The following is a 22,232-nucleotide window of genomic DNA, read 5'->3' on the forward strand; positions in this document are numbered from 1 at the left end:
TTTCACAACCTCTTCTTTAAACGGTGTTCTCCTGCCAACTCCTCGGTCACAAGTCACAATATTCATCAAACATGAGAAGCTATTTTTTGAAATTGTTCCTTGTGACTCAGAGCTGAACGGCAGGCACACAACCTCTTCATATACATATTAGAAAATAGGTGGACATGATGAAAAAAAGCAGAATAAGAATACTGGACATCTTCATGGCAATCATTTTAGTCGTTGGGATCGGGATCTTTTCTTATCCTTTTGTAGAAGATTCACTGAATGATTTTCTTGCCCAGCAGATGATCATCCATTATCAAAAGCAGGCATCGAGTAAGAATTCAGAAGAAATAAAAAAACAGCAGGAAAAAATGACAAAGAAAAACCAACAGCTGGCAGAGCAAAACGTATCACCAGGGATAGCTAGTTTCAACCAAGCAGTTGATGCAAAAGCATTAAAAGATTTACCTAGTAATGCCTTTTTTATGGAACATATGCTTGGAGTCATCGAAATCCCAAAAATCAATGTCAGCTTACCCATATTCAATCAGACAACGGAAATATTTTTGCAAAAAGGAACGTCATTATTGGAAGGAAGTTCTTATCCGACTGGCGGGAAAAGCACACATGCCGTTCTTTCTGGGCATCGTGGACTCCCAGAAGCAAAATTATTTACAGATTTGCCTAAGTTGAAAAAAGGAGACCAGTTTTTCATCCAGATCAATGGAAAGACATTGGCGTATCAAGTAGAAAAAATCCAAGTGGTCTTACCTGATGAAGTAGATTCTTTGAGTATCCAAAAAGGTAGGGATCTCGTGACTTTGCTTACCTGCACTCCTTATATGGTCAATACACATCGACTGCTTGTGACGGGGCATCGTATTCCTTATCAAGCAAAAGAGGCAAAAAAAGCGATCCAAGGAATTGATCAATGGAAAAAATGGAAATTTATTACTTGGTTTATCGGTATACTACTTGGATCGATCGGCTTAGTTTGGCTACTCATCGCTTATTTAGATTCTTTGGCCATCGCTAAGCGAAACTATCCTTTATCTTTTTATGTAAAGAACAAAAACGGACGACCAATCGAAGGAATGGTCTTTTCTGTAAAAACGTTCAACGGCAAACACTATATTACTAGAGAAAAAGTGCCATTTGTGAAAGCTTCTGATGAATACGGTCTAGTGAGATTTTCTGATTTAAAAGGCGGAAACTATCGCTTGCAACATGAGGAGATCCTACTTAAAATCCATGTAAAACATAAACATTCGAAACAGTTTTCAATGAAATTGAAAAAAGGAAGATACAAACTGCGAAAAGAAAAAGAGGTGTACTATTTGATTGAGAAAGAATGAATGAAGATGTCCAAAAAAGCAGAGGGAACAGACTAAATGAAAAAAGAGAGAAGCTGACGAAAGGGACGCGTAAACTGCTATTTTTGGTTTACTATCTGGAACGCCAGCTTCTATTTTTTTATGTTTCAGAAGAATTTTATTACTCTAGTATAACTTTTGAATTAGTTTCCATAACATTTGGAGCAAGGGGTTAAACCACGAGCTTGAGCTTCGCTTAAAGTGGCAGGGGTATACGTACCATTTCCACATTTATGTGTATGGTATTTTGAACCGGTCGGTGTGACATAGACAGTTTGTTCATTATTTTGCTCAGGAGCTGCGGCTTGTGCCTGCTGAGGGGCCTGTTCAGCTGCTGCTTGCTGTCGCGCCTGTTCGGCTTGCTGCTGTGCGATTGCTTCTTGCCTCGCCTGTTCGGCTTGTTGCTGTGCGATTGCTTCTTGCTGCGCTTGTTCTGCTTGTTGTCGTGCAATTTCTTCTTGCTTTTTCCGTTCTTCTTCTGCTTCTTTTGCTTTGATCGTGGAATCAATTGCAGCAAGACGGCTTGTCAACTCTTGTTTGTTTTCAGGTAGCGCTTGGATAGCTGCTGAAGCCGTTGCATAGTTTTCTTTTGTAGGATTTGCTTCAGCTTGTGACAAAGCAGATTCCGCTTCTGTCACTTTTTTTTCTAGTGCAGCTTTTTCCGCTTTTTGTTTTTCTTCTTCTTTTTTCTTTTCAATTTGTTCTTGTTCTTTCGATGAATCTGCCGTACTTTCGGAGATCGTGGTACTGCTGCTGGAAGTCTGAGCTGAACTTGTGCTTTGAGTAGTAGACGTAGTAGCACCACACCCGCTTAACAAACTTCCTGCGACCAAAAACAACGCAACTAATTTTTTCACTAAATTTCCTCCTTAAGTAAAAAACAACCGTTTTCAATAAATGCCCTTTTCAATTGTTTACTTACTTGTTATAATAATTGTGTTATGAATAGTGATTGAGGAAACTTAATCTAATCCCGTGTTGATACACGGGATTTTTTGCTATAGTTCTGTTATTAAGTATGTAATAATAAAATATGTACGTTATTTTATTATTAGATTATTGACATTTATATAATAAACGATTAAATGATTCGTATCAAGAGAATGGTTAGGAAAAAAAGAGAAATAATAACAGGTTTATGCACCATTAACTGTTTTGCAGTGGGATATTTGTATCCGTTTTTTTCTTGTATGTAGTAAAGTAGATACAGGAGGAGAAAATATGCAGACTTTTTTAACAAAAGTTTCTCAAAAGAAAATCAAAATGATTCATTTACTGCTTGAAACGGATCGATGGTGTTCAATAGAAGAGCTACAAAACGAATTGAAGGTATCAAGTAAGTCTATCTTGAATTATCTAACAGATTTAGAAGAATTGTTCCAACAATATCCTGATAAGGTCATTTTGAAGAATGAGAATAATCGGCGCTTTTCTATGGAAAAGCAGGAGAACTTCCCAATCTACACTATTTATCTTCATTTCTACAGAAAATCATATAATTATCATTTGATTGAATTCATGTATCAACATCCTGAGAAAAATTTAGAAGATTATGCAGACGCTCAATATACGAGTGTATCCACAGTTTTTCGTTATGCGAAGTTATTAGTAAAGTACTTTGAGAGGTATCGGATCACATTCCATCCGTTTAAACTAGAACTTGAAGCAAAAGAACAGTATATTCGAAGTTTCTATTATTACTTTTATTGGCATTCTACTCGAACTGGCGGCTGGCCATTCAAGTTTTCAAAAGAAAAAATCGAGAACTATCTCTTGAAGTTTGAGAGAATCTATCATATCCAGCTAGATCCTCTTCAAAAACGAGTATTTTCTTATTGGCTGGCTGTTATTTTAGAAAGAAGCTCATTTGCTTCGATAATAGTCGATAAAACAGATCAACAAGTCATCAAGAAAGATCCATTCTTTTTGTTGATCGGACAATGGCTCGAAGCAATCGAGATCCCTTTATCGGAAGATGAACAGTATTTTTTGTATCAAGTGATTTATTCATTCGGCGTCATTGACGGAAATCCAACATACGAGAATAGTTATGCAAAGTCACATGAAATTAGTGGCAGCTTGTGTTACAGAACCTTAGTAGCTTTAGAAAACGCTGTAAAGAAAGAATTTGATTTTCGATTGGATACAGATGATCAAGAATTAGTATTCAATTTTGTTGCTTTCCATGAAAGAAGCCGTTTCTTTTTTGGGAATACAGATCTTTTTTTCAATCGCTCTTATGCAAAAGAAATCAAAGCAGAAAATCCAAGGATATACAAAAGAATCAAGCAACTCCAAAAAACGGTGAGAAAATATGCTGAAAAAGAGGTACTGCAAGTAATAGATAATTGGGAGCAGCTTTTCTTGAATTATTATTACATTCTTGACTATTACGATCTACTCTTAAGCGCAATGGATCCGATAAAAATTCTCATACAGGATGATCTGCATCACACGCATCGTCTTTGGCTGATGAACAAGATCCATCGATTATTTGGTCATTCATACTTACTAGCTTTTTATGATTATCAAACTGCAATCACAGAAGTAGATTTGGTTATCTCAAATTATTATTTAGATACACAAGATATTCCATTGCTTTTAATGAAAAATCTTCCGACCGAACGAAATTGGCGGCAGTTGGAAGAGTTACTTTATCGAATCGCTCAAGAAAAATAGCTGGACTTAAACTTCGGTGGCAGATTCTCTTTAGAAAGTTCAAATTTTTGAATTTCTGAGAGAATCTGCCTCTTTTTTGCGTATAAATACTGAATTAATCATATTACTTTTATTTTTTTTCCTTTTTTTAGAAATTTCTTAAACTAGAAAAGACGTTCTCTCCGTGCCAAAATTAGCCTTGGTTAAATTAAACCAATTATTATTTAGGAGGAATTATAAATGAAAAAACAAGTGATTGCGTGTACGGCTTTAGGTTTGTTGGGGCTCAGTATCTCAGGGGGCTATGTTTTTGCAGAAGAGGACGATCATACACTTTCTGCAACAACGAACCAAGCAGATGTGACGTTAAAGGCTGGATCTGGAAATGATGTCACGCCTATCGTGCCAAATGATACGCATGATGATGATCCAAGTACTGGAGATACAGGAGCATTATCTATTCCATTTGCATCGAATATTACTTTTGGACAACAAGAAATAAAACAGGGGGATGCCGATTATTTTGCCTTGAATCAACGTCCACATGTCCAAGTCAATGATACGCGCGGAGGAGCAAAAGGTTGGACATTAGGCGTTTCGATCTCACCATTTATTGGAGAAAACGGACATGAGCTAACTGGCGCACAATTATCATTAGCTAATGGAAAAGTAGTGACAAAAGACAATCAATCCACACCACCAACATTAGCAGATGCGCCAAAACAAACTTTTGTTTTGAATAATGACTACCAAAACGTGATGCTTGCGAAAGAAGGAGAAGGGGCAGGCGCCTTTGCAGCAGTATTTGAAGGAACAGATGGCAGCAATGAAAACGTCAAGCTTCATGTACCCCGTGCGGGAGTGGAAGCACAAAGCTATACAGCGGAACTAACTTGGGTGTTGACAGATGCTCCAGCATAAAACAAGAAGATGGGGATATGTCCTTCCCATCTTTTTTAGTAGCTTGTTTCTGTTGATCTTACTGTATTTCTCTGCTAGTTCATTTGCTGATCAAAACAAAGTCAGTTTTGATGCAGAAGCGATTTTACCTGAAAACCAGATTTCAGAAGCTAGTTATTTTGACTTGAAAGTACAAGCTGGTATACAGCAAAAATTGACAATTCAATTAACGAATACAAGTAATCGTCAAGTAAATGTCAAAGTAGAAGCGAATAACGCTGTGACCAACTCTAATGGTGCAGTGGATTATTCCAAGCACGGGGAAAAGTTACTAGGAAGTCCGACTTTCGAAGAGATTGCTTCGAAGCCACAAACCATTACGTTGAAACCACAAGAAATAAGACAAGCAACCTTCCAGTTAGATATACCTAAGCAAGGATTTGACGGTACGATACTAGGTGGATTCTATTGTTATGAGGAAACAAAAGAAAAAGAAGAAAAAAATGATGGATTCAGTTTGGCAAACAAGTTCGCCTATACGATCGGTGCTCAATTAAGTTGTTCAGATAAAAAGATCGATCCTGAATTTGCATTGTCTAAAGTGAAATCAGGTTTACAAAACGGCTATCTTACGTTATTTGCTACTCTGGAGAATAAGCAGCCGGTCCTAATGAGTCAAATGCAAATGGAAGCAGAGATAACGAAAAAAGGAAAAGATGGTGTCTTGCATCAATTGTCGAAAAAAATCTCTATGGCTCCAAGAAGCAAGTTTGAGTTACCAATCAGTTGGGAAAACAAACCATTGAAAAAAGGTTTCTATGAATTAACGATCCATTTGAAAGACGCTTTAGGGAAAAAATGGACACTGGTAAAAGCATTTGAAATCAAAGGAGATGACGAAAAACTGAATAAAGAAGCAGTACATGTAGAAAAAGAAGATGAACCAACGGATACCATGATGTATTTCTTCCTTGCTTTTTGCCTAATCGTCATCATTTGTCTGGTCTGGTATATTTCTAAATTGAAACGAGAGAAAAGCTAGTTTAGGAGGAGATAGACATGAAATGGGCAATTAGGTTAGGATTCTTCTTACTCATGTTCGGAATAGCATTACCAGTTTCTGCAACTGAAAAGACAACGAGTGAGGCTGGTATCTCTTTTTATCAAGAAAATAACCAAGGTAAGCATGTTCCGATGGAAAAAGTAACGATTACAGAAAATAGTACAGAAAAGCCGATGGCCATGGAAGAGATGTTATTTCCGAAAACAAATGAGAATACTTGCTGGCTGCTCATCATATTAGGCGTTTGTCTAATCATGATTGCAGAAATGTTATATCGCATGAAAAAAAAGAATAAGCAAAGCAGGAGGTAAGAAAATGGCTAATTCTAAAAAAATAGTACTGTCGGTTTTTACGCTTATTGTCCTGCTATGGTTATCGCCAAAAGTAGCAGCAGCTCCAAGACCACTTACGGATTTAAGCTATTTCCGATGGGCTAATCAAATCACGACTCCTGCAGATAATACATTCATCATGCATTATGGTAAGCATACTTCTGTAGAACCGATTGAGGGGAAAGTGACGGGAAAGATTGTCACGGTTGACTGGAGTACGAGTAAAAGTAGCGCCTTGATCAAAAATGTCGGTTTTTATAAGGGCCAAGAAGTGAATTTGAAGGTAACACTTGAAAGAAATAAAAGCAATTTAGATGGCGGGTCGATTTTTTTCACTGAAGGAAATTTTTTAAGTATCGATATTTCTGGTGAAATGATCATAACTTATGACTTTTTAGATGCAAGTGGAAATCCTTTAACAATTGAGACCTCTTTCAACTATTATGGATTGAATGTCAATAAGTATGTAGGGTATCGCAATCCTAGCCGAGTAATCAAATATTTATGTACAAATAATCCGACGAATATCGTTTATGACGTGTATGGAGATGGGGACCGTCAGTGGGGAGACTATTGGGGCTATTATAAAAACATCACACCAAACATACCTTGGAGAGATCCTAGACAAAGCTTTGAGGTGATCACAAATCCAGTCTCCCAACTTCACGTTGTGGTGCACAACAATGACAGCACACCATCTTCAGTTATATATCGAACAGATTTCTTGGCTAAGCCAGATTTTCCTTCTGCTTATGCCACAGATTCTTTTTTTGAAAAAGCAGACCAAGATGTTTGCTTAAAGGCAAAGCAAACGATTCCTAATATTAGCCAATGGAAAAAAGCCAATCAACTCCAAGTTCGATTCGGTTTAGAGCAAATAGCTAAAACCCAGCAATACAAAGCAAAAAAAGTAAAAGTGACGAATTTTAGTGGAGAAGATATAACGGAATTATTCAGCAGTAAGGTCGAAGGGCAGGAAATGGTGATCACTGCGAAAAATCCTGAAGATCATCGCTTGTATGATACCGTTTTGCAATATGAAGTCGAGTTGGAATGGACAGGCAAAGAAAATGTAGTTGAAACTTCGGCCATCATAAATGATCGGCTACCGCTGCCTTTTAAAGTCAAAACAATTTTAAATGGACAGGAGACTGCAGAAAATACAGGTGCTAGTCTCGTCAATTATTTAGGAGAAGTCCACATTCAATTTTTAGATGAACAAGATAGGTCTTTGAGTCAAGAAGTGATTAAGACCGGCATCCTTACGACAGATTATGATTTATCGAAGGATTATCCTGAGATAAGCGGGTTCTTTCCGATAAAAAATGAAGAAACTGATCATGGGAGATTCCAGCTAGAAACACAAACGATCATCCATCGCTACCGCAAAGGCGAACCCTTGAGATTTGAATTGTTGAATAAAGAAAATCCTTTGATGGTATCCAGATTTAGTAAAAGCTGTACCATCAAATTCACATTTTCTCATGAAGGAGATTCAACTATCTATTTGATGGCTAAATGTAATGAGGAAGAAAAAAGACTACAGACCTACTCACATGTACCAGAAAAAGTAGAAGACGAAATAAAGACAGCTTTTCCAGAAAATTGGATTGGAAAAGAAGTTTCATTCTATGTAATGACTGACGACAAAGAACAGTCGCCGCCAGATAGAAGGAGATTAGCAGTCGAAAAAGGCCCGCAATTGCTTTTACCTAAAAGCATCGATTTTGGGGAACAAGAAATACCTGCCAATGACACATTTGTCGCGGCAGTAAACCAGAAAGAAATTCAGGTTGAAGATTCTAGCCATTTAGAACAAAGCAAATGGATAATCAAAGTCCGAGAAGAAAAACCGCTGATCAATGATAAGTCTAAGCAGTTATGTCCCTTGTTTTTCACTATCCAAGGAAAAACAATCGAATTAACTGGAAGTGATCAACAGATTTGGCAAGGAACGGGGAAAGCAAGTTTTGGGCAAATAGGAAATATCCAACTGAAACTAAGACCTTCAGATGAAGTTGGGGATTATGAAGGAACTTTAGTTTGGACAATGGAAGATGTGCCGATATAAAGAAAGAGGTTGTGAAATCAGCGTTTTGAACGAATACTGAAGACCAGCTGATTGAACACCGTGAAACAGAGGTTGTGAAAAAGCTGCCCTGCATCAAGTAATACGACCAGCCAAACGGAAACAGTGTCTCATGTTTTTGATTTGACTGGTCTTATTACCGCAGATGCAAGCTTTTGCCACACCTCTTTCTTGTCATTTACAGAATTACAGAAGTAAATATCAATGCTGCAAGCTTTCCTTTAATGCTGTAACACCAGTAAGAGTTGTCAAGACTAGCAGACTGACTAGGTAAATACTGCTCAAAAACAAGATTACGGCAGTTAAACTATAATGATCCATCAAGAAACCGATGACGATAGAAGAAAAACCACCAACAGCTCGTCCAAGATTCATAATGAAATTATTCGCCGTCGCGCGGATTTCTGTTGGATACAAACTACTAATCACTGCGCCATATCCACCATACATGCCATTGATAAAGTAGCCGACTATCACAGCGGCTGCTACCAAACTCCACTGGCTATGGGCTAACACAAGTAGATAGACAGATAAGGATGAACAAATTAAAAACAGAGAAAAGGCTAGTTTAGGCCCCACTTTATCCATGATCATGCCAAAAGTCATCATCCCCAAAGACATGCCTAAAATAGTACTGACCATCCACAATGAAGATCCAGAAACCGAAAGTCCTAATCGATCTTGCATAATCGAAGGCAGCCAATTCATTAACCCAAAATAGCCGGCGATTTGGACAGTCACCATGATACTAAGGCCACATGTTTGCCAAGCAAGATGTTTTGATTCAAACAGTCTGCTAAGTTTGGTTTTCTTTTCGGCGGATTGTGCAGATTTGAATTCCTTTGGTTCAGTCAAGCCGCGACGAATGAACAAGACCATCAACACCGGCAGTACACCTACGACATACAACATCTTCCAACCAAACGTTGGAATGATCACAGCGGCTAAAATCGCAGCCAAAGCCGCACCGACCTGCGCACCAATACCAGCAACCGAAGAAGCTCGTCCAATTTGTTTTTTTGAAAAACTTTCGGAAATCAAGGACATACATGCCCCATATTCTCCTCCCGCTCCTACACCTGCGATAAAGCGAAAGAGATAAACCAAGTAGATGTTTGAAGCAAAATACATCAATAAAGAAGCAATCGAAAACAGAAGGACCGTTTGAGAAAATACTTTCACACGTCCATATTTATCAGCTATGATGCCAAAAAAAATACCTCCAATGAGCATCCCCAAATTAGTGATCGTTGAAATGAAACCCGCTTGCGTACCACTAATATGAAAAGAAGCAATCATTGAAGATAATGAAAAAGCTAAAAACATAATATCCATATTCTCTAAAGCAATTCCCGCCGATGTCGATAATAATACCTTTCGCTGATACGTTGTCATTTTTATACCCCTTTTCCTAAAATTTCACTAAATTGTTAAAAGTATATCCAAAAAAGAATAAAAAAACAAGTCTTTTTTATTTGAAATAATACACAAACAACCGATATAGATAATCCAACCTAGTTTTAATAGAAATGAGTATTGACTTGGAGTACACTTAAAGTTGTAGAATAAATAAAATACATAAGTAAAGTGGCAAGAAATTAATAGAAAGAGTGATCAGATGAATATCAAACAAGTCAGTGAAGAAAAGGGCATTTCGGCCGATACATTGCGCTATTATGAACGAATCGGGTTGATTCCACCAGTTAATCGGACAAAAGGCGGAATCCGTGATTATACAGAAGAAGACCTAAAATGGGTCGACTTTACGATCTGTATGCGAAATGCCGGATTATCGATCGAGTCTTTGATTGAATATATTCGCCTATCTAGCGAAGGAGAAGCAACTGTATTTGAGCGGCGTAAGCTTTTGATTGAAGAAAGTGAACTTTTGACGAAAAAAATTGCTGAAATGCAAGAATGTTTGGAACGTTTACAAGGAAAAATCAAGAAATATGATCGTGTGTTATCTAGAAATAAAATAGAATGTATCAAGTAAAAAATCAAGGAGCATCGCTATGGAGTTACGCTTACTAAAATATTTTTGGACAATTGCAGAAGAAGGAACAATCTCTCAAGCCGCAGAAGTTCTACATCTTACACAACCAACCTTAAGCCGACAACTGAAGGAGTTAGAAGAGGAACTAGGAACAGAACTGTTTGTACGTGAAAACCGCAAAATGATCTTGACAGAAGCAGGTTATTTTCTAAAAAGCCGGGCAGAAGAAATTTTAGATTTAACAAATCAAACCACTCAAGAATTCGAGAACAGAAAAAAACAATTATTCAGCGGACGATTTACGATTGGCTGTGTGGAAGCTGATAATTCGAATACATTGGCACTATTACTAGAAAAGCTGATCCGTGATTATCCCAACGTTCAATTTCATATCCACAGTGGAACAAGTGATGATATCACGGAGCGACTAGAAAAAGGCCTGTTAGATTTAGCGATTTTGCTAGATCCAGTAGATACAGAGAAATACGAAACGATTTTGTTACCAAGAAAGGAAAAATGGGGATTGCTCATTTCAGAAAATTCTGTTTTAGCAAAAAAAGACGCGATAACAAAAGAAGACTTTGCGAATGTACCTCTTTTGATTTCAAAGCGTCCAGAAATACAGCGAATGTTTGCTGGCTGGTTAGGCATAAAAAAGGAGCAGTTGCTGATCACAGGAACGTACAATTTGATTTTCAATGTATTTGCGCTAATTGAGAATCAGGTAGGTGCTGCTTTAGTCATAGAAGGTGCTGTAAGTCATCATTCAAAGCGAGTGACATTCGTTCCGCTTGACCCAATGATTGAAACGAACTGTATGCTAGTCTGGAAAAAGAATCGGATTTTATCACCTGTAGTCAATGAATTGATTCACCGTTTCAAAGAAGCTTTTGAACAGTAATAAGTATTTCTAATCGAAGAAAATTCAATACAAAAGCGAGACGTATGACAGTCTTGCTTTTGTATTTTTTCATTTTTAAATCAAAAAAAATAAAGAGATTTACACAACTCGTTAAATAAGCGCTTACAAATAAAAAAAGAACGGAAATAAATCAGCTATAATAACCGTTGTTCTGGATTGTAATCATTACAAAGAAATGAAGATTATAACTTTGGAGGTGTTCGAAAAGAAAAATGGGAGGGGCTTTCATGAAAAGAGTTAGAAAATGTTTGACATTAGTTTTTGTGTTGAGCTGCTTGATACAACTTTCTGCTTTCAACCAAGTAGTGTTTGCTGCAAGTGAAAAAAGTAGTGTAGGTATCACTTTTGAAGGAAGTGTTCCGCAAAGCTCAACCGATCCATCCGTACCATCCTCGCAAGATGCCGATCAATCGGCAGATCAATCCAGACCAAAGAAATACCCGAAAACCAACGAGATTCAGCAATCATTTATTACTTGGGGTGGAGTATTTCTTTTAGTAATCAGTTTGTTTTTAATATTTTGGAAAAGAAAGAGGAATAGAGAATGAAAAAAACAATTTTAGCTGCAGCATTAATCAGTACAACACTTTTGGCAGGAACATTAGCTGTACATGCAGATGGCCTAAATGGGAAAAGTACTGCAAAGATCGGTTTGACGGCACAAGATCCAGATCATCCTGTAGGTCCAATCGATCCAATTGACCCTGATGATAATACTCCTTCAAATGATCCAACTGGAAATACTGGAGACTTGCGTATCGATTATATGTCAAAAATCGATTTTGGGAAACAAACGATTTCAGGAAAAACCGAAACATATACTGCTCAAAAACCATCGTTAAGAACCGAAGTCCAAATTTCAGATTTACGAGGAACGGGTGCTGGCTGGAATTTACAAGTTAGTTACGATACAGAAAAACCAGGATTTACTTCAGAAGACAAAACATTGAATGGTGCAGAACTAACATTGCCTATCGGAACTCCTAAAACGGTTGCCGATAACAGTTCTGCAGCTCCTGCTACAAACGAAGTAGTAGTGAATAACGATGCGCAAAACATCATGTCAGCAGCTGCTAATACTGGTTTAGGAACATGGGCAGATGAAATGGATACAGCAAATGTTTCGCTTAAAGTCCCATCAGGTAACTTAGTGGGTGATTACACAGCTACACTTGTCTGGACTTTGTCAGACGCACCAGCTTAATTAAACATTTATTACGAACGAATAAGGAGAGAATAACAACGATGAAAAAACAAGTATTTTACACATTAGCAGCGACAGTATTGCTATCAAGCTCATTATTAAGCACATTGAACGTACAAGCAAATGAAATAGAGCCAACCAAAGATTCAGCTACTTCTACAGCAAAAATCACATTTACAGGAGATAACTCTGATCCAGTGAACCCGGTAGATCCAGATGATCCTGACAATCCAGTGAACCCAGTAGATCCGGACGACCCAGATAACCACGGTACTGGAGATAACGGTCCTTTGTCAATCGACTATGTCTCAAATATCACATTTGGCACACAAGATATCTCAACGACTAGCCAAGTATACAACGCTGAAAATGCAGAGCCACATGTTCAGATCACTGATAAACGTGGAGTAGAAGGAGGATGGACATTAACGGCTGCAGCTACAAAATTTGTTGCTAGTGACAATTCAGAGTTAAAAGGTGCAGAATTATCATTTAAAAACGGAGTAGCAGAAACAACTTCTGATAATACAAGTAAAGCACCCGTAACAAGTGATCTGATCTTTGACAACACTGAAGCCAAAACAGTCATGACAGCCGATAGTTTAAAAGGTCAAGGAACATGGTTGGATGTCTTTAAAGGAACAGAAGGAAACAATACAAATGTTCAATTATCTGTCCCTTCAGGATCTGCGCAAGCAAAAGAATACACATCAACGATCACTTGGACACTCACAGCAGGCCCAACTGCTTAGAATGGAGAGAAAAATGAACAAACTTCAATCATTGTTTGTTGCTGCTCTTAGTTTATTAAGTATTGTAGTGATGCCATTGACGACATACGCTGATTCGAATGAATCAGCGTATAGCGTCAATGCAAATATTCCCGACTTTCAAAAAAATAAGAACGTTTCTTACTTTGATTTGCAATTAGATCCAAATCAAAAAAAAGAGATTTCAATCCATTTAGCTAACTCAGCAAAAGAAAAAGCAATTTTTAATGTAGATGTTAATAATGCTGCCACAAACAGTAACGGGGTCATTGACTACGGACAAACAGATTTGAAGAAAGATCCGTCTGCTAAATATGTATTGAATCAGCTAGTCACTCCTAAAAATCAAGAAATTGAATTACAAGCTGGTGAATCCAAAGATGTGACTTTCCAAGTTCAAATGCCAAAAGATCGATTCAAAGGAATCATTCTTGGTGGAATACACATCAGTAAAAAAGATAATGTGAGTGAAAAAGTAGACGGAACAGCAATCCGTAATAAATATGCGTACGTGATCGGTGTGAAACTGCAAAACGATACAGATGCCGTCACGCCCGATTTGAAACTGAACTCAGCAAAAGCTGGTCTGCAAAATTCCTATACGACTGTGTTTGCTAATGTGCAAAATCCAACACCTGGAATCATCAGCAAAGTTAATTTTGATGCGAAAATCACGAAAAAAGGGTCAAAAGATGTTCTTTATGAAACAAAAAAGGAGAATATGTCGATTGCCCCTAATACGAACTTTGACTTTCCAATCAGTTTGAATAAGGAGAAAATCGAAGCTGGAGATTATACGGTGACGATTGATGCCAACGAAGGGAATACAGATAAAACATGGCATCTGACAACTGATTTTACGATCCAGTCAGAAAAAGCCAAAAAGATCAACAAAGAAGCAGTGACAGAAGACAAAGTGATCCCATATCTCCCAGCTATCATCACAGTCGGAATCTTGTTATTATTGATCATCGCATTTTTAAGTTACAAATTACTTAAACAAAAAAAGTAGGTGAGAATATTGAAAAAAAAGGTGAATAAAAATATCCATCTATTTTTACAAATATTTTCGATTCTGGGTCTTGTTTCTCTCTTTCTTATTTTTGAAATACAAGAGGTTAGAGCCGAATCAGTAAATGATGTTATTTTAAATGCGCCAGATGGTACAAGTTTAGCAGATGCGTTTAATTTAATGCCAGTTGGGAGCAATAGTCATGCTACGATTGCTAAGAATAAAAATGGAAACGATGTATGTGTTCTCACTGATGATAATAGGGATCAAAGAGCTGCGTTGTGGTCAGCAACTAACTATCAATTAGACTTGAACAAAGATTTTGATACAAAAATGAAATTGTATTTAGGAAACAAAGGAAGATACGCAGCGGATGGTATTACTTTCACGCTTCAAAACGATCCAAGAGGTAATAATGCTTTTTCAAGTTCAACAGAAGGTGGAGCTTTAGGCGTTTATTCTTCACAAGAAGCTAGAAACAGCACTGAAGCTGCACAAGAAGCACTACAAAACAGTTTTTCTATTGAATTTGATACGCATCAAAATGAAGGTAAAGGTAATGCATATGACGAAAATAGCCATAACTATAAACCTGGTCCAAATCATATTGCAGCAACTATGCCAGGAAATCCAGAGACCTATGATGTATATTCAAGTTGGCTTACACAGAAGGTAAAAGTACGTCACAATTTGCTGACAGAGCCGATCAATCTACCAAATGGCTCTCTCTCCAATGGACAATGGCATGATTTTGAAGTCCACTATGATCATATTACAGAGCAAATTACCTATGTATTTGATGGACAAAGCAGGGTTTGTAATCTTCCACGAACTGTATTTTCCAGTGACTATGTTTATTGGGGGTTCACAGGAACTACAGGTGATGATTCTAACGTTAATGCTGTAGTATTTTCAGAACTGCCTAAAGCTGTTAACGTAGAAACTACCACAGATGTATTGAAAAATAACACAAGTGTCATTAATAAAGATGTAAACATGGGTGACACTTTGACTTATTCTTTAAAAGCAACTTATTTAGGCGGAATTCAAAATTGGACAGATGTAGTGGGAGAAGAATTTCTTAATCCATATGTGGAATATGTCCCTCATACATTAGCAGTTAAGTACCCAGAAACAGGCACGATAACGAAGGAAGAACCACAGATTACACCAGAAAATCATCTAATCGCTCCTGAATTGACCAATGATTTAGGAGACGTGCATGAAAATAAATGGACAAGTGTAGAAATAACATTTGATGTAAAAGTCAAAAATATTGATTCTAATCAAAAAATAATTAAAGCAGAAGATTATACAGAATTTATTGGGGATAATTATACAGTACGACCGTATGAGACTTCTTACCAAATTTTAAATGATGAAGCTTTAAGGCCACAAATCAAACTTTCTGATTCTTTAGCAAATGCCTCGGTCAGTGTGTTTCCAACAGATCAGTCATTGACGATCGATGGGGAATGGAAAGATAAAGACAGTAATACTGTTTCTTTATTTTATAAGCTGAATGGGCAAGAAAGAGTCTTGCAAGACAATGTCAGCAATACAGCAAAAGACTCATGGCTTCCTTTCTCACAAGAGATTTCTCTTGCTGATCTTAACACTGGCGATAATCAAGTAGAAGTTTATGCCAAAGATGCAGAAGGTCAGTTATCTAATCATGAAAGTTTTAAAATCATATTGAATCAAGGAAACGTCAGCTTTAAATCGATCGATCCGGAGATCCAATTCAAAAACATGGTTATTTCCGGTACCACTGTTTATTCTTCACCACAAGCAACTGTTGGGGTAGTTGTAGAAGATACGACAGGAATTCCGAAAGATTGGCAGCTTAAAGTCAAACAGACCACATCTTTTTCTGACGGAACAAGAGATTTGCCTGCGCAATTGACCTATCTGAATGGGGAAGAAAAGCTGTCAATCAATGATAGCTCAGCGGTGGTTTTGCCAGTTGTTCAAAACAATGCTACGGATTATTCTCTGCAACAAGATGCAAACCATCAATTCCAGTTAGCTGTTTCACCAGGCGCTTATACTGGTGAATATCAGTCACAGTTGGAATGGACGATTGAAAGAGTACCATAAAAAATAAGAAGGGGAAACGTGGCTGTTTTTCCTTCTTATTTTTGTTATGATAGGGGCGAAAGGGTGGAGTTAGTTGATGGAGTCAATCATGTTTGTTCTCATTGCTTATCTAAATTTGTTTATTTGGATGAGTCTGTTGTTTAAAGGGGCGTCAAAATGGCGATTCCTCTTGTTTTATTTGGGGCTAATGATAGCTAATATGTTTTTTGTTCCATACACATTCGTTTTCTTTGCAATCGCTTATGCTACAATGTGTTGGTTTTTATATCTTTTGGTAGAAAATATTTTTTTATCGTTCCTGTTACAGAATTTTTTATTGAATGTGGTAGGTATTTCCTTTTTCTTAGCAATCGATATCCCAAGGTATTTGGGATTTTATAATAGTTACTTGAACTTTTTGGTAGAGTTAGCATTAGCAACTAGTTTATTTTTGCTGATCAGAAAAGCAGATCAAAAGTATGATATATTCGATTATTTTAGTGGCTATACGAAAAAACTGAAAGGCTTGACGATTTTATCTGTTGTGATTTATGTGCTGATTTACATCTTTCATTTAGGTATTAGTTTTTACTCGTTGGATTATATCCTTACTTCGATCATCACGCTTTTATATAGTATTTTTTATACTGCTTTTTTTATTGTCTTTATTATATATAAGAAAAAGTTCCAAGTGATCGAACTTTATTTGAAAGACAATCAGGAAACAAAAGAATACTACGAGAAATTAGATGATTTCCGTCATGATTATTTGAATTATATTTCTGCGTTGGAATACAGCTTGGTGAATGACAGTCAGGAGAATTCTATCAAACTATTGACCCATTTAAAGGATTATTCTTTAGAAGCGATTGATGATGCGAGACACAATCCCTTGAAGCGAATCAGTGATCCGGCAGTACGCGGGCTTTTTTATCATTTTATGGAAAGAGCCAATCAGTCTGGCATTTCTTATGATATCCAAGTTCTGAATATCATCAATAATATCAAAGCAGATTATATCGATGTTCTTCGTCTTTTATCTATTGCACTGAATAATGCCATTGAACATTGTGATGAAACAAGAAAAGAAGAGCCGATCAGTATTACGATCAATCAAACAAAGGAGCGGTTTTATTTCAAAATCGAAAATCCTGCTGATATGTCCTCAACAAGCTTAGCTAAATTGATGAAAAGAGGAAGCTCAACGAAAAAAAATGGGGGACTCGGTCTTTATAACTTTTCGAAAATCACGGATAAATATCTGAATGCCAACTATGGAATCAAATATTTAAAACGTACGAAAATGTTTGTCTTGGAATTGGCGATTTATGAGAAGTCAATCAGTAAAACTGTATGAATAGCTAGCAAAGTGGAATAAGGAAGTTAAAAACGGGCAGGACAGACATGTCCTACCCGTTTGTTTGTTTTAGTTGGTCAATGTGGCGTAATAATTTTTTTACACTAGAAGAACTTAAAAGAAGTGTATCTTTATTTTTGAAATGGACTTCCATCATTTGTTTATCTACTTCTTTGATATTGAATGGGTTGATAGAAAAACTTTTCAGATCATTAAAGAAATGATAGTCTTGGAATTTTTGTTTGATATTTTTCATTTTATCATGAATAACAAAGTTCTCATTTGTTCCATAAAATTCCAAGGTGGAGCGAGAACCATTGATCGTTGAGATATAATTGACTTCATCTGGCGCAATCAAAAAGACCCTTGTGGCGCCTTGCAGTTCAATGATAGTGGAAGATTGTTTTTGAGCTTCCAATTTTTCTAAAAGTAGCTGTTTCAATGATTGTGCAACTTCTTCTAAGTTTGATTTATCAAGATAGCGATCTGGGCGAATCTGCTGATTAATGATTTCTAATCCGCGTGTATTATCGTTTGATAGAAAAATAATCGAGCATTCTGGATTCTTGTTCCGTATTTTTTTAGCAAAATCAATGCCACTATGCAATGTTTTTAAATCAATGTCGATAATAAACAAATCAGAAGAAGAAAAGACCAGTGTATCTAAACGCTTATAAATCGTTTCCAACTCGCTGCTCGGGTATATTTGAAGAGAGAGGGCACTCAACTCTTTATGTTTTAGTAATTCTTTCTTCAATAATTCCTGATGAAACAAGTTATCTTCAATGTAGTAGATTTTCATGGTTCGATTCCCCTAAGACAGATTTCATTACGATTAGTATAACAGATTTTTTCTATAAATTTCATCATATAAATGATATTTGTTTTTTTATTAATCAGAAAATATGCACTTTTATCGTTTTAATGGACGGAATAAGCATAATGTTGATCGCGGTATTCTCTTGGCGTAAGGGAAGTTGTTTTTTTAAAGACCTGAATAAAATGACTTTGACTTGCAAATGAAAGCAATACGCTGATTTCTTTATAGCTCTTGTCCGTAAAAAGCAACAAATGTTTACTTTCGTTGATCTTTCGTTCTTGGATGTAGGAATGGATCGTTTGGCCCATTTCTTTTTTGAATAAAGCAGAAAGATGTGTTTTGTGCTTGTCAAATGTCTCAGCCAGCTCGCCAAGTGTTACACGGTCGTAAATATGGCTGTCTATATAATTGATTAGTTGCTTGACTAGCATGGATTTATCGGCTAGAGGTTGCTGATGGATCAGTTCCATGAAACGATAAGTCGCTTCTTTCATATAAGTGTGCCATTCATTAGAAGAATGGATACGGAACAAGCCTTGGATCAAGGCATCTGATAAACTAAAGGCCTGATTGATTGGGACTCCTTCATCAATACTGATACGTGTCAGTATGGCAACAAAAGCAGAGAATTTCAGCTTCAAACCTTCTAATTCATTTTCGGATAACTCGACATGATACGTTTCTTGCATCTTTTTAAATAACCAATCGATCTTTTCTGGCTGATTCCGTTTGATGTATTCTGTGTATCGAAGCTCAAATTGGTAAGAATCAAAAGTGGCTTCTTGCATCCGCCGGTCGTATAGACTGTCCTCCAACCGTTGATCTGTGGTAGAGCGCTGCTTGATTTCTTTTTGGTAAACCCAGTGCAATTCCTCTTTTTTCAACAGTTTGTGTGTTAGAAAAGCATAGGCAAGCTGAACGAATTCTTCAAATGCTGCAGTTGTTTCTTTCGTATAGTGAATACCGTAGTGATAGACATGGCCTTTGAATAGAAATGTATCGGGAGATTCTCCAATCATGCCGCAAGGGCCGATCAACAAGGAATAGGGTTTGCTGTCTGTCATAAAATCAAGCTTAGCAAACATAAAAGGAAAGTGATTAAATAAACATACGGGCTGATGTCCTTTCGGTGAAATGAATGTCTCCATGATAGGATGTATATCCCATGAAATCTCCGGATGGCAAACTTTGCCGCTTGAATCAAATAAAACCATGGGAATCAGATATTTTTTGTATAACAAATCCATTATTTTAGAAATCGCTGTCTGTTTCAATTATTTTCCTCCTGTCTATCCTTTTTCTTCCATTGTAACGCAAAAATAACATATTGAATATTAAATTTTTCAGGTATTTTCCTTCTATTTTTATATAAAGTCTTCTTTTGTTGTATAACAAAGAAAATTTTATCGTTATAATTAAAAATGTAAAAACGGTTACAAAAAAGGAGAAACTAATGGATGAAAAACAATTAAAGCAACTAGCCGATTCCTTGACAATAAAAGAAAAAATCGCACAAACAGTCCAGTTGAACGGCGACTTGTTTACTGATAGTGATGTGATGAATACTGGACCAACAAAGGAGTTAGGTTTTCCTGATGATTTTGATTTAAGTCAGATTGGTTCCATTTATAATATCAATGAACCAGAAAAGCTAAAAAAAATCCAAACAAAAATAATGGAAGAAAGTAGTAAAAAAATCCCGCTCCTCTTTATGTCAGATGTTATTTATGGTTTTCGTACCATTTTTCCTATCCCACTAGCACAAGCGGGATCGTATGATTTTGATTTGATCCAAAAAGCTGCACAAGAAACAGCAAAAGAAAGTTACTTAAGCGGACTACATGTTCTATTTTCACCCATGCTTGATTTAGTAAGAGATCCTCGTTGGGGACGGGTGATGGAGTCTCCAGGAGAGGATGTATATACTGCAAAAGAGTTTGCTAAACACGCTGTCCAAGGGTACCAAGGAGACGATCTCCAATTGATTGACAAATACCGTGTTGGGGCATGTATCAAGCATTTTGCAGGATATGGTGCCCCAGAAGCTGGAAGGGAATACAATACCGTCGATATGTCCAACCAACGTCTCTTCAATGAATACCTTGCTCCTTATCAAGCGGCAGTTGAAGCCAATTGTTTACTAGTCATGACCGCATTCAATGTGTTGAATGGTGTGCCTTCTACCGGTAATCGCTGGCTGAATCGGGAGATTCTTCGAAAGAGGTTCGGCTTTAACGGTGTACTGGTCTCTGATTATGCGGCTATTGAAGAGTTGGAAGTACATGGCTACACGAAAGATCAAGCAGACTCAGCTAAAAAGGCGTTAGAAGCCGGTGTGGACTTCGATATGATGACTTCTGTCTATGCCAATTCTTTAGAAAAATTAGCAGAAGAAAACAAAGAAATCTTACAATTGTTGGATGAGGCAGTATGGCGAATCTTAGTTTTGAAGAACAAACTTGGATTATTTGAAGATCCGTATCGAGGACTCGAAGAAGAGAACACAGGAGAAATCTTGACGGAAGAATCGAAAGAAGTAGCAGTCAAGCTAGTCGAAAAGAGTTGTGTCCTCTTGAAGAATGACGACACACTACCATTAAAAAAACATCAGAAAATCGCAGTTATCGGACCTTACGGCAAAAGTCGCCTGACAATTGGGTTCTGGGCCTCTGTAAGTGGTAAACCACAAGATAGTATCCCACTCAAAGATGGACTAGAACAGCATTTTTCAAAAGAACAGCTGCTATTTGCAAAAGGATTCAACCTGTTTGATTCCTATGAACCATTTGGACCGTTAAAAGCCGGAATTGAACAACTGAATGGAACGATTGAGGACGAGGAAACGTTAATCCAAGAAGCATTGGAAACTGCTGAAAAATCTGACGTGATTTTGCTGACGATTGGTGAACAATTTTTAGAAAGTGGAGAAGGAGCTTCTAAAACCAACCTTCGATTACCTGAAAAGCAAAAACGTTTGATCAAAGCATTAGTAGCGTTGGATAAACCAATCGTAGGGATTTTATATACCGGACGTCCGCTGGTCCTAACAGAGATCGAACCTTATTTTTCTAGTTTGCTGCTCGTTTGGTATCCTGGAACGATGGGAGGCATCGGTATTGCCAATCTTCTTGCAGGGGAAGCAGTGCCAAGTGCTCGACTTAGTATGACATTCCCACGGAGTGAGGGGCAGATCCCAATCTATTATGCACATGCTTCAACTGGCCGACCTTTAGAAACAAGTACGCATTCGACCCGTTTTGTGTCTAAGTATATTGATGAATCCAATGAGCCGCTGTTTGCTTTTGGTGCCGGGAAAACATATGGAAAAGTCGAAGCAAACTTGCAGGAGATACAGGATCAAGAAGATAAGCTGCAATTTGTTTATGAAGCAGTTAATCATTCAGCAACACCAATAGAAACAGTTATCCACATTTATGTAAAAGACAAGACAGCCTCTATTGTGCAACCAGTCAAACGGTTGATTGCGAGTCAAGTCGTTTCCATACACGCAGATGAGAAAAAATTGATTAACTTTACAGTATCAAAAGAAGCACTTATGTTTTATAACAATCAAGGGGAAAAAATTTGGGAGTCTGGCGAATTTACTTTTTCTCTCTCGACAGTAGATTCAGAAGAGGACCGTACAATTCAATTATAAAAAAGGAGAAGAAA

Annotated in this window: 19 protein-coding genes; 15 read left to right on the forward strand and 4 right to left on the reverse strand. The window is 37.2% G+C overall.

Features of this window, described 5'->3' with window-relative positions; genetic code table 11:
- The first annotated feature begins 167 nt into the window (after positions 1-167).
- Positions 168-1,340 carry a class C sortase gene (locus tag A5816_RS02545; RefSeq protein WP_086310610.1) on the forward strand — a complete coding sequence of 391 codons (1,173 nt, stop codon included), beginning with the start codon at positions 168-170 and terminating at the stop codon, positions 1,338-1,340.
- Between the two features lie 161 nt (positions 1,341-1,501).
- Here A5816_RS02545 and A5816_RS02555 read toward each other — a convergent pair whose 3' ends face one another.
- Entirely contained in the window at positions 1,502-2,215 is a 714-nt protein-coding gene (locus A5816_RS02555; RefSeq protein WP_256925981.1) for a hypothetical protein, read from the reverse strand.
- 364 nt (positions 2,216-2,579) lie between these two features.
- Here A5816_RS02555 and A5816_RS02560 point away from each other — a divergent pair, with 364 nt between their 5' ends.
- The 5 genes from A5816_RS02560 (at position 2,580) to A5816_RS02580 (ending at position 8,382) form a co-directional block, all read left to right on the forward strand.
- Positions 2,580-4,037, forward strand: coding sequence for a helix-turn-helix domain-containing protein (locus A5816_RS02560; protein ID WP_086310612.1), 1,458 nt, complete (start codon positions 2,580-2,582; stop codon positions 4,035-4,037).
- 219 nt (positions 4,038-4,256) lie between these two features.
- Complete coding sequence (locus A5816_RS02565; protein WP_086310613.1) at positions 4,257-4,937, forward strand: WxL domain-containing protein; 681 nt, start codon at positions 4,257-4,259, stop codon at positions 4,935-4,937.
- Entirely contained in the window at positions 4,924-5,958 is a 1,035-nt protein-coding gene (locus tag A5816_RS02570) for a DUF916 and DUF3324 domain-containing protein (RefSeq protein WP_038398618.1), read from the forward strand. The genes A5816_RS02565 and A5816_RS02570 overlap by 14 nt, the downstream gene beginning before the upstream one ends.
- 17 nt (positions 5,959-5,975) lie before the next feature.
- Positions 5,976-6,290, forward strand: coding sequence for a hypothetical protein (locus tag A5816_RS02575; protein WP_038398619.1), 315 nt, complete (start codon positions 5,976-5,978; stop codon positions 6,288-6,290).
- Positions 6,291-6,294: 4 nt separating this feature from the next.
- Entirely contained in the window at positions 6,295-8,382 is a 2,088-nt protein-coding gene (locus A5816_RS02580; protein ID WP_086310614.1) for a hypothetical protein, read from the forward strand.
- Positions 8,383-8,601: 219 nt separating this feature from the next.
- Here A5816_RS02580 and A5816_RS02585 read toward each other — a convergent pair whose 3' ends face one another.
- Positions 8,602-9,795: an MFS transporter gene (locus A5816_RS02585; RefSeq protein ID WP_086310615.1), complete on the reverse strand. Its 1,194-nt coding sequence runs from the start codon at positions 9,793-9,795 to the stop codon at positions 8,602-8,604.
- Between the two features lie 223 nt (positions 9,796-10,018).
- Here A5816_RS02585 and A5816_RS02590 point away from each other — a divergent pair, with 223 nt between their 5' ends.
- The 8 genes from A5816_RS02590 to A5816_RS02630 all read left to right on the forward strand — a co-directional run bounded on the left by A5816_RS02590 (position 10,019) and on the right by A5816_RS02630 (position 17,740).
- On the forward strand, positions 10,019-10,396 hold the full coding sequence (locus tag A5816_RS02590) for a MerR family transcriptional regulator (RefSeq protein ID WP_010732242.1): 378 nt from the start codon (positions 10,019-10,021) through the stop codon (positions 10,394-10,396).
- Positions 10,397-10,415: 19 nt separating this feature from the next.
- On the forward strand, positions 10,416-11,297 hold the full coding sequence (locus tag A5816_RS02600) for a LysR family transcriptional regulator (RefSeq protein ID WP_256925982.1): 882 nt from the start codon (positions 10,416-10,418) through the stop codon (positions 11,295-11,297).
- A 248-nt stretch (positions 11,298-11,545) separates the two neighbouring features.
- Positions 11,546-11,866: an LPXTG cell wall anchor domain-containing protein gene (locus A5816_RS02605; protein WP_038398626.1), complete on the forward strand. Its 321-nt coding sequence runs from the start codon at positions 11,546-11,548 to the stop codon at positions 11,864-11,866.
- On the forward strand, positions 11,863-12,522 hold the full coding sequence (locus A5816_RS02610; RefSeq protein WP_086310617.1) for a WxL domain-containing protein: 660 nt from the start codon (positions 11,863-11,865) through the stop codon (positions 12,520-12,522). Before A5816_RS02605 ends, A5816_RS02610 begins: the two co-directional genes overlap by 4 nt.
- 41 nt (positions 12,523-12,563) lie before the next feature.
- Positions 12,564-13,274 (forward strand): WxL domain-containing protein, encoded by a 711-nt coding sequence (locus A5816_RS02615; RefSeq protein ID WP_086310618.1) that lies wholly within the window; start codon positions 12,564-12,566, stop codon positions 13,272-13,274.
- 13 nt (positions 13,275-13,287) lie between these two features.
- The gene (locus tag A5816_RS02620; RefSeq protein ID WP_086310619.1) at positions 13,288-14,304 is read left to right on the forward strand and encodes a DUF916 and DUF3324 domain-containing protein; all 1,017 of its coding nucleotides are present in this window, start codon (positions 13,288-13,290) and stop codon (positions 14,302-14,304) included.
- Positions 14,305-16,404, forward strand: coding sequence for a hypothetical protein (locus tag A5816_RS02625; protein WP_086310620.1), 2,100 nt, complete (start codon positions 14,305-14,307; stop codon positions 16,402-16,404).
- Between the two features lie 76 nt (positions 16,405-16,480).
- Complete coding sequence (locus tag A5816_RS02630; protein WP_086310621.1) at positions 16,481-17,740, forward strand: GHKL domain-containing protein; 1,260 nt, start codon at positions 16,481-16,483, stop codon at positions 17,738-17,740.
- 52 nt (positions 17,741-17,792) lie between these two features.
- Here the strand turns inward: A5816_RS02630 and A5816_RS02635 are convergent, their stop codons facing one another.
- Both A5816_RS02635 and A5816_RS02640 read right to left on the reverse strand, forming a co-directional pair.
- Positions 17,793-18,542 carry a LytTR family DNA-binding domain-containing protein gene (locus A5816_RS02635; protein ID WP_086310622.1) on the reverse strand — a complete coding sequence of 250 codons (750 nt, stop codon included), beginning with the start codon at positions 18,540-18,542 and terminating at the stop codon, positions 17,793-17,795.
- A 119-nt stretch (positions 18,543-18,661) separates the two neighbouring features.
- The gene (locus tag A5816_RS02640; protein ID WP_086311160.1) at positions 18,662-19,807 is read right to left on the reverse strand and encodes a helix-turn-helix domain-containing protein; all 1,146 of its coding nucleotides are present in this window, start codon (positions 19,805-19,807) and stop codon (positions 18,662-18,664) included.
- Positions 19,808-20,013: 206 nt separating this feature from the next.
- On the opposite strand from A5816_RS02640, the gene A5816_RS02645 reads away from it, so the two are divergent.
- A complete protein-coding gene (locus A5816_RS02645; RefSeq protein WP_086310623.1) occupies positions 20,014-22,218 on the forward strand; it encodes a glycoside hydrolase family 3 N-terminal domain-containing protein in 2,205 nt (734 codons plus the stop codon).
- Positions 22,219-22,232: the final 14 nt, after the last annotated feature.

Origin of the sequence: Enterococcus sp. 3G1_DIV0629 (assembly GCF_002141285.1) — a bacterium.
Taxonomy (GTDB): Bacteria; Bacillota; Bacilli; order Lactobacillales; family Enterococcaceae; genus Enterococcus_B; species Enterococcus_B lactis.